The sequence below is a fragment of the Lentzea flaviverrucosa genome (assembly GCF_003350445.1).
Classification (GTDB): Bacteria; Actinomycetota; Actinomycetes; order Mycobacteriales; family Pseudonocardiaceae; genus Lentzea; species Lentzea californiensis.
In genome coordinates, this window is the sequence record NZ_QQAU01000001.1 from 1,328,125 (window position 1) to 1,334,882 (window position 6,758).

7 protein-coding genes and 1 pseudogene are annotated in these 6,758 nt (G+C 65.4%); all 8 read right to left on the reverse strand.

Features of this window, described 5'->3' with window-relative positions; genetic code table 11:
* Window positions 1-94: 94 nt before the first annotated feature.
* Entirely contained in the window at window positions 95-1,015 is a 921-nt protein-coding gene (locus tag DFR72_RS05995; RefSeq protein ID WP_245982538.1) for a bifunctional DNA primase/polymerase, read from the reverse strand.
* Window positions 1,016-1,184: 169 nt separating this feature from the next.
* On the reverse strand, window positions 1,185-2,270 hold the full coding sequence (locus tag DFR72_RS06000; protein ID WP_090063649.1) for a hypothetical protein: 1,086 nt from the start codon (window positions 2,268-2,270) through the stop codon (window positions 1,185-1,187).
* 3 nt (window positions 2,271-2,273) lie between these two features.
* Entirely contained in the window at window positions 2,274-2,822 is a 549-nt protein-coding gene (locus tag DFR72_RS06005) for a ParB N-terminal domain-containing protein (RefSeq protein WP_090063648.1), read from the reverse strand.
* Entirely contained in the window at window positions 2,819-3,613 is a 795-nt protein-coding gene (locus DFR72_RS06010; RefSeq protein ID WP_143086610.1) for a hypothetical protein, read from the reverse strand. Before DFR72_RS06010 ends, DFR72_RS06005 begins: the two co-directional genes overlap by 4 nt.
* Before the next feature lie 308 nt (window positions 3,614-3,921).
* Complete coding sequence (locus DFR72_RS06015) at window positions 3,922-4,377, reverse strand: gamma-glutamylcyclotransferase family protein (RefSeq protein WP_211335320.1); 456 nt, start codon at window positions 4,375-4,377, stop codon at window positions 3,922-3,924.
* Window positions 4,378-4,840: 463 nt separating this feature from the next.
* Window positions 4,841-5,137: a hypothetical protein gene (locus DFR72_RS44890; protein ID WP_143086609.1), complete on the reverse strand. Its 297-nt coding sequence runs from the start codon at window positions 5,135-5,137 to the stop codon at window positions 4,841-4,843.
* Between the two features lie 692 nt (window positions 5,138-5,829).
* A complete protein-coding gene (locus DFR72_RS06020) occupies window positions 5,830-6,018 on the reverse strand; it encodes a hypothetical protein (protein WP_090063645.1) in 189 nt (62 codons plus the stop codon).
* 560 nt (window positions 6,019-6,578) lie between these two features.
* Window positions 6,579-6,758 (reverse strand): annotated as a pseudogene (locus DFR72_RS06025) (single-stranded DNA-binding protein); the annotation flags it as partial.

The window sequence follows — 6,758 nt, forward strand, 5'->3', positions numbered from 1 at the left end:
CGGCGGCAAGGGGCAACGAGCGCTAGGAGTGCTCCAGGTGCCGACAACGTGAGTTCTGGTGCTTGCGTTGAGGGGTTCTCGAAGCGCACGTGCGCTAGGCGGCGTCAGTGATGACGCGTGGCTCCCGGATGCCGCGGGTGATTCCGTTCTCGATGTGGTGCAGCGACTCGCCGCGCGTCCACCTGCCCACACCTTCGTGACGGGCCGCGGCGGTGAGCAGAGCGTCGACAACGTCCCGCTCGTCGAGCCATCCGCAGCCGATGATCTGGCCGAGCTTGATGGCGGCGACGAACAGAGTGTGTGCGCGGGTTCCTACTCGGGCGTCTCGGACTTTGGCGGTCTCGCCTTGTACCGCGGCCGCCGCGTAGGCGGTAGCGCGGCGGGAGGGCACCACGATGCCGGAAGCCACGAGTGGACGAGGTGGCGGCGCTGGTGGAGGCGTGAGCGCGGCAACGAGCCACAGCGGTAGCGGCGCGACCGGACGAAGGGGGTGCACGGGGCGATACAGGCGTAGTGCGCCGTGAATCCTGCGGATCGATCCGGCCGCGATGATGCATCCGTACTGAGCGCGTGTGTCGATGTGCCAGCCCAGTGTCCCGACTGTGTTGCGCAGCGCGACGTCCCGAGGGGCTCGGAAGTAGCGGTGTTCGCCACCGGACGGCGTACATACACGGTAGGTGTCGAGTGGGTCGGATTCGCCGAGGTCGTGAGCAAGTAGGCGCAGAACGTCGCGACCGTGGCGGGCGCCCCGGCGCGCCCACTGTTCGGGCGCAAGCTCACCGTGAGCGGGATCGAGGTCGATGACGACGAGCCCGGCGGGACGGCAGGCGATGGCGACGTTGTAGGGCGCTTGCGCCCACCAGGCCGCGATCTGGGTGGGGTCGGTCGTCGCGACGGAGTCCCAGTGCTTGAAGATCGGGACCTGGCTGAAGGGGTGGGCCGGCACTACGGGCCAGCCTCGAGCCGCCGCGGCGAATGCGGCGTCACGCCGCGGCAGGCGTGGTGCCGAGTTCACGACGCGTCCCCTGCCTTGGCGTGTGCCGGCAGGTCAGCTCGGCATCAGGACCCGCGCACATGTGAGCATGTCCCATCATTGGTGAGGGCTCGGTGCCTGTGGAAAGCGCGGCGGGCCGGGCGGTCGTCGACCTGGGTGGGGGCCGCCGCGTTGGCGGCCCCCACCCAGGTCAGGCCGCGGCCAGCTCGGCGCTACCGGTGGAGTCCGCCGAGTCGACCTGCTTGCTCGTTGCGGCGGGGTACGCGGGCCCGTCGAGAGGATTGCCCTGTTCGTCGAGGCCGAGGATGTAGTTCTCGACTTCGGTGAGCTCTTTGCCGAGCTCCTTGAGCACCGTCATCAGCAGGACCAGCTCAGCAGATCGAGCCTTCCACGCGTTCTTGTGCCGGGAGTGGTTCTCCTCGACCGCGAACGCCCAGAACCCGAGGGTGATCATTGCGGCGCGGTCTTCGCTCGCGCCATCGATGATCTTCTGCAGCGATGCGTGGTCGGCCTGCCGCTGCGTACCGTTGCCGGTCTCCGCCTTGCTGGCCAGGCACTGCCTGAGCAGCTGGTGCCCTCGCTCGTCGGCCCGCTTGAACTCGTAGCCCGCCGCGATGTGCAGCTGCGCGATGCGCCGGTGGATCCGGAAGCCCTTCGGGTAGGTGTTTCCGCTGAACGTCTCCAGCATGAAGGCCCGACGCGCCTCGACCGACAGCGGCCACTGCTCGTTGAACTTGATCGTCAGCCGGCGCTCAGCCAGCTCTTCGGGCGTCATCTTGCCCGCGGGCTTGGCTGCGGCCACGCCCTTGGGCGCGTCGAGCTGAGCGTGCCCGAAGGTCCGGAAGTCACGACACAGGGGCACCTGGACCGCCTTGCGGTCGGTGCCATGGCCCACGAACTCGATCCGCACCGCGTTGCCTGGGCAGTTCTTGTGCGCGGCCGCGGTGAGTGGGGTGCCCGATTCGTGTCCGGGGCTGGGACGCAGCTGCGTCAGTTCGGCTGACAGGTTGTCGCCGGCGAGCTCTTCGTCCGTCACGATCGGCGTGCCGCTCTTGGCGAGCTTGCCCTGCTGCGCCGTGAGCAGAGCGGCATCCCGGCGCTTCTGGCGCAGTTCGGAAGACTTGTTCGCCAAGGTCCGCGGGTAGGTCTTCGCCACCTCGGTGAGGGTGGCGAGAGCCTCCTCGTCGTCCTTGTGCTCCTCGAACACCAGCAACTGGTCGAGAGTCAGCTCATGCTCCGCGGCCTGGGCCGCCTTGACCGCAGCTTTCGAGCTCACGGCCTAGTGGAGCTTCTTGGCCTCCTTGAGCGGCATGTGACGCTGTGAGGCGATCTCCTTGGCCGTCACGTTGAGCAGGACGAGCTGATGCAGTGCCGCCAGCTTGTCCGCGTTGGAGATGTCGCTGCGCCGCTCGTTGATGCGCAGCTGGGAGAAGATGCGCTTGACGGTGGCGTCACGCTCGTCGTCGTTGTCGTTGGGCCGGACGAGGACCAGCACCTCGTCCATGCCGGCCTTGCGGGCGGCGAGCGTGCGCATCTTGCCGTCGTGGACCCTGATGACGCCTTCCTCGTCGCGGCGCGCTTCGATGACGACATCGACACCGAACTCCTTGACGTCGTCATCGAAAGTATCGTCCTCCACGACGGTCTGACGCGTGTTGTCCGTGATCGTCTCACCGACGAACAGCGCGTGCGGGTTGGCGAGAAGCAGCTCGTAGCCCTCGCTGGCCGTGATCACCTTGATGGAGTCACCAGGCGCCCAGGGGGTGATCTCCGCCGGAGTCGTGTCTGCCGTCGCGGTCTGGTCGGTGGATTCGATAGCGGTACTCATATGGACCTTCTCCTTGCAGTAGAGACAAGTGCCGATCGGTCGCATGCGAGCCGGACGGCCGTGCGCGTTAGGCGAGAACGCGGACCCGGTAGGATCGAGTCCAGGTCATGTCGCCGAGTCACAGTGTTTTTGTGCAGAACGAAATCGGAGCGGCGGCAGGATCGGTCGCTGCGGACAAGCCGGCTGGTCACCACTGTGTGGACGGACTCCACTGCCACACCGGGACCTTCTAGCCTGTAGTCCAGTCCCATCCCCGCGCCTGACCAGCCGTATCGCCACTCCCAGCAGCCGATGGTGAGCCGCTCTTCGGTCGCGACCAGTTCAGCGACGTCGGTGCCGATCGTGCCGGGACCGCCACTGCACGAGACGACACTGTCGTCTCGGAATGTCGAGGCGTTGAAGGTGATCTGTGCGTAGCGCAGGCGCCTGCCTACGCTGCCGCCGATGACGCCGATGGCACCGGCCGGCTCTCCGCCCCAGGGTGCGCCGAGACGGACCGCGTCACCGGCCAGCGGCATTCTCGGTACCGGCGATCCGGTGCACACGTTCTGCGGGTCGGTGTGAATGATCCAGTGCACCGGGCAGTGCAGGTCGAACGCCCACCCTCCATCAGGTACGTACAGCATGTACCGGGAGCCTGAAACCAGGTGTCCAGCGGCGCGGTCGAACTCGACGATCGTCTGCACCTGGTCGAGCTTGGACGGCGCGACGAGCAACCTGCGCTCGACGTTCAGCACGCCTCCTGGCGCGAGTACGGCGTCGTCCGACGGATCCTCGACACGGACAGTCACGCGTACAACGCCGAAGTCTTGTTGCCGACCGTCACCGAGCAAGGTGACCGGAGTCCAGTGATCCGGGCGCGTCTCGTCTGCCGGGCTCCAGAGGGTCAGACGCTCACCGACCTCAACGACCGGTTGTTCCTCGCGCCGTGCACGTGCGCACGTCCACAGACTCATTCCTGTCCACTCTCCCAACCTTGGTGTCCTCAGAGGACGGATACGTGCTGATCACTGGACGAAATCGCGCAGCTCTCAGACCGCGCTGACGCCGAGACACATTCACGTGAGAGCGCGAGCCGTCTTCGTTTCGGCGGATCCCGTCAATGCCGGGTCTGATGCGATGCCCAGTCACCGCCGGGAATCCGGTCAGAGGGGGTGAACTCCTGCTCGACGGTGTCCCCGGCTTCGTACATCCACGCCTGCGTGGAACCGGTGTTGGTCCAGACACTGACCGTCACTCGTTTGAAGAGGGATCCTGGATCAGTGGGGTCGTGCCCCTCGAGTTCGTCGAGGTGAAGAAGCACCTGTTCGTAGTCAGCGGGCCGGATCGTCATCAGTTCGCCGATGATGCTCTCGTCGCAGTCGGTCTTCCTGACGGCGAAGGGGAATCCGCCCGCGTCATAGAGGACGCAGCCGGTCAGCCGAGCGGGCTGCTCTTCAACGGTGCGGCCTTCGAGGTGCTTCTCGTAGTTGAACCAACCGCGGCGCAGGGTCCCGTAGGTGAAGACCGGGAGATGCGTGCCCTGCTTTGCGTCGCTCATGTTGCTTGGCGGCACGACGGAACCTACCCTTCGTGTGATCGGATTGGGGCGAGCAACAGCGGCGGCTGTGTGATGGGCCCGTGCCATGTCGACACGGTGTGCCGCTGCCAACGCCGGTGGTACTGCTTGTGTTCTCGTGCGAATCGGCGACGGCAGCGCGATGTGTTGCCGGCGATGGCTGGTGCGGATCGAGGATCGTGTAGCCGAGAGTCCGGACCGTTCGTCACAAGCCGTGCGGTGAGCTACACGCGGACGTCCTAGCCAGGACACCGACGTTCACGAGGGCGCGAGGAGAGGCTGAGCGGCCGGCAGCACACGGCACCAGATCCATGCTGGTCGTTCCGCCGAAATCCACAAAGGACAGAGTCTTCGTGGAAGTGAGTCGAGTCGACGCTAGGAAGGAAAAGCGCATCGCGGACGAACAGCGAGTGCGATCAGTGTTTCGCGGGTCGGCTGGTTGGCTGCCTGGGGGCTTGGGCTACAGCTGCCCTGACAGTCGTTCGGTCCCTGCGACGACGAGAACGTTGTTGAAATGGTTGATCTTCACCGCGAGAGCGGAGGCCTCGGTAGGCAGAACGTAGATCTGCTCGACGCCCAGGCGAACCGCGTCCACCCATGGCTGATGTTGTGAGGCAGCCGAGACCACGAGCAACACTCCGCGTCGCGGAGGAAAGTTGCGCCCAAGGCAGAGCGCAAGCATTCGCTCATCGAGCAGAACGACAGAAGCGCTGAGCCAGGCTTGCAGCGGCGGAACTTCTGCTTGAACGAGCCGCACTCTCTCAGACTTCTGATCGTTGCGACAGGTCCGGGAGATGAACTGGTGCAGGAGGTCGGATGACCTTGGGACAGGGGCGGAGGTTCCGCCTATGACAGCGGGTTTAGGCACGATGGGCTCTCCTGTCCGCCAGTCGAGTTACGCCACCTCAAGCTAATGACGGCGGCCAGGTTGGGGATTCGGGCCGCGACGGATCTCGCGACGCCCTGGTGATAGGTCCGTGGATCTCCGTGCTGGCGGCGTTGCGCAGTGCGATGCGCAGTGTCAGTTGCTCGGGGTAGTAGCCGTTCCAGCGATCGGGGTTGTCGAGTGCGTACCCGCGTTGCGGGCCGCGGGGGCAGCGGTGATCGACCTGCCCCACGAGGGTCAGCAGGGTCCTTCGAGGAGTGGATCTCCCTAGACATAAGGAGTACGCCGTGTTCCACGTGCGTGGACACGGGTTGCTGTCGAGCTCCGCGATGCGACGGCGAACGCCAGGAGAGAGGGGCTGGCCCAATCCGTCGACAAGGCGATCAAACAGGTGATCTAGGCGCTGTGCCATGACATATTCCTGATCTTGCCGGTGAAATCGTCCCCGCTGTGCTTGCCAGGCGGAGCAGCGATCCTCAAGCACGCCATCACGACTCCGGGCCGGATGAAGTGTGAGGCCGGACAGAGCACGGTTGCTGAACCACACGTGGCGGCCGAGCCCATCAAGGTCCAACCACAGCGGAGCCGAGGCACAGCGGGCAGTGGTTGTCGTAGAGATCTTCTGGGCACCGGGGGCAGTTCACATAGCGAGGGTTCTCATCCATGCTGTCGAGCAGGTCTGCGTGCTGGGCGAGGATTTCTTGAACCTGCTCCTCGGTGTAGCCGCTGGAGCGCTCGTCTTCGTCGATCATCCAGATTCCTCGTTCCTGGTCGTGACGGGTACGTGTCCGGCAGTTCCTTCGCCGTCCTTCTGCTCACCAGGCTGAAAGCCGGAGGCGTGGGACGTGGGGGAAGGTTCGACGCTTGGTTGCGCGAAGGACGGCTCGGGATCAACGCCTGCTCCGTTCGACACCGGAAATCAACGAGACGTCGGGCTGTAAGCACACGAGGACACGAGCGGGGCAGGGCACTTGAACACTGACTGTGTTGCGGGCAAGTGCTCATGCTCGTCCTTCGATTGACAGCAAGCGCTGCTCGAACGATCTCAGTTCAGGCCTCTAGTGGCAGCTTCACGATCACGAGAACAAGGGCGACCAGCGCGCCTGGTTGTAAGCCGGTTCCGTGCGCTCTTCGTCGCTGAGATTGCGTGCTGCGTCGTGCAGTTCGGCGAGAGCGAATGTCACGTCTATTTCCCTCATCCAGAGGGACGTCAGCGTGAGTGCGGGCCGACCTTGCAGGTGAACCTCAAGTAGCGGCGGAGGCCGTGAAAGTGGCCCGTCGATTTGACGGCGGGCCACTGGACGGTCGTTGATCAGAAGGGTGGCTCGTCGCCGAAGTCACCGGGGCCAGCCGGTGAGGCTGCACCGGATGGGACGTCGGCCGGCGCACCGCCGTGGGACTGCTGACCGCCGCCGCCGCCGAAGCCGCCGCCACCGCCGCCGTCTCCACGGCTGACCTTGTTGACCTTCGCGGTCGCGTAGCGCAGCGAGGG

Coding starts and splice junctions, on each gene's coding strand:
- DFR72_RS06020 (WP_090063645.1), bottom strand. CDS start 6,018: ATGATCGACGAAGACGAGCGCTCCAGCGGCTACACCGAGGAGCAGGTT.
- DFR72_RS06005 (WP_090063648.1), bottom strand. CDS start 2,822: ATGAGTACCGCTATCGAATCCACCGACCAGACCGCGACGGCAGACACG.